This is a genomic window from Candidatus Peregrinibacteria bacterium (genome assembly GCA_016220175.1).
In the GTDB taxonomy this organism is placed as follows: Bacteria; Patescibacteriota; Gracilibacteria; order CAIRYL01; family CAIRYL01; genus JACRHZ01.
Genome location: JACRHZ010000039.1, coordinates 1 through 2,031, shown reverse-complemented (window position 1 = coordinate 2,031; position 2,031 = coordinate 1). Strand labels below are relative to the sequence as shown.

Below are 2,031 nucleotides of genomic sequence, written 5' to 3'. Positions count from 1 at the left end.
CAAAGTATCAGAAGAAAAAATCTATGCAGTACAAGAAAAACTCAACGACAGACCAAGAAAATCACTTCGATATCGTACTCCAAATGAAGTCATTTCTGATCTCCTCTAGGGGTGGTGCTTATAATCCTTGAATTTTCCAAGTACAAAATACAAAGCACAAAAAATATTTTGTACTTTGTGCTTTATGTTTTGTACTTTTTCTGCCAATATTCATCAGCATCTTATTGACATCTCATGTCTCTTCAAATTGGAATTGTTGGACTCCCAAACGTCGGAAAATCAACGTTATTTAACGCTCTTACAAAATCGCAAAAGGCAGCGGCAGAAAACTTCCCCTTTTGTACTATCGATCCGAATATCGGAGTAGTGAGCGTTCCTGACAAGAGACTTGAGCACATTGCCGAGATCGTAAAACCTCAAAAGACAGTGTACAGCTCTATTGAATTCGTGGACATTGCTGGGCTCGTGAAGGGCGCATCTCAGGGGGAAGGTCTTGGAAATAAGTTTTTGCACCACATCAACGAATGTGATGCGATTGCCATGGTGCTCAGATTTTTTGAAGATTCCAATGTGCATCATGTGCATGGGGGAATCGACCCAAAAAGCGATCTTGAAGTCGTTCTCATGGAACTTATTTTCGCCGATCTCGAAACAGTGAACAAAAATTTAGTTCGAGCGGAAAAGGATAAGAAAAGCGGAGAGAAAGATGACATTCTCAAGTTTGGAATGTGCAAAAGAATCAAAGAAGCCCTTGAAAATGGGAAAAATGCAAATTCCATAGAATATTCTGATGAAGAGCTCCCCTTCCTCAAGGAACTCCATCTTCTCACGGCGAAATCATTCTTATATCTCGCGAATATTGGAGAATCGGAAATTCAGAGTTTTCGTGAAAGTACCGTGAAAGAAAAAATGGGAATTGATGCTGATCAAATCCTCATTCCTATTTCCGCAAAAGTGGAATCTGATCTCGCGACATTTTCGGAAGAGGAAGCAAAAGAACTCCTCGAAACACTGGGAATGAAAGAAAGTGGTCTTTCTTCCGTTATTCGGGCGGCGTATGAGAAACTCGGACTTCAGAGCTATTTTACTGCGGGTGAAAAAGAGGCGAAGGCATGGACATTTCATAAGGGCGCAAAAGCACCGGAATGTGCTGGAATTATTCATACTGACTTCGAAAAACATTTCATCAAAGCGGACGTGGTGCATTGGGATGTATTTGTTGAGAATAAAGGCTGGACGATGTGTCGCGAAAAGGGACTTGTACGAAGCGAGGGAAAAGAATACGTGATGAAAGATGGGGATGTGTGTTTGTTTAAGACGAGCGCATAGATGGCTGTAGTACGAATTACAAGAACGACAGAGAAAGTACAAAATTAAAAGTACAAAGTACAAAAATATAAAATCTTTTTTAAGTTTTGTACTTTGTACTAATTTTGGAATTGTTGATATGATTTCTCAATGTATTCTATACTTGTTTTGACCTTTGATCTCCTTCCCATTATGGAAAAAACTATTTTTCAAAAAATCATCGACCGAGAAATTCCGGCGAAAATTGAATATGAAGACGAAGATGTGATTGTCATCCATGATATTCATCCAAAAGCGCCGGTGCATCTCCTCGTGATTCCGAAAAAAATGATTCCGACAGTTATGGATGCAACAGAAGTAGATGAAGAACTTATGGGGAAGCTTATTTTTACGGCGAAAAATGTTGCCAAAAAATTAGGACTTTCCGGATATAAGCTCCTCTTTAATGTCGGAAAAGAAGGCGGACAAGTGGTTCCTCATGTGCATTTGCATTTATTGGGAGGAGGAAGAGTAGACATCAGCCAGATGTAAAATTCGCTGCAGATTTTCATTTTGTTAGTGCTCACTAGAATTACGAATGACGAATGGCTTTGTTGCACAAATCATAATATAGAGACTCAGGAAAGAGCAATTTTCTTTTTCTAAGGTTTTCATACTATTTTGTAACTTTTTGGCATTCCGAGAGCAGTCATACTATTCAAAGCAGAACATATAAGAAAAGAT

The 2,031-nt window shown here is 39.0% G+C and carries 3 protein-coding genes; all 3 read left to right on the top strand.

Features of this window, described 5'->3' with window-relative positions; translation table 11 throughout:
* On the top strand, positions 1–109 hold a 109-nt coding region (locus HZA38_03540), incomplete at its 5' end, for an IS30 family transposase (GenBank protein MBI5414566.1).
* Between the two features lie 125 nt (positions 110–234).
* Positions 235–1,329: a redox-regulated ATPase YchF gene (gene ychF / locus HZA38_03535; GenBank protein MBI5414565.1), complete on the top strand. Its 1,095-nt coding sequence runs from the start codon at positions 235–237 to the stop codon at positions 1,327–1,329.
* A gap of 171 nt (positions 1,330–1,500) precedes the next feature.
* Complete coding sequence (locus tag HZA38_03530) at positions 1,501–1,839, top strand: histidine triad nucleotide-binding protein (GenBank protein MBI5414564.1); 339 nt, start codon at positions 1,501–1,503, stop codon at positions 1,837–1,839.
* Positions 1,840–2,031: the final 192 nt, after the last annotated feature.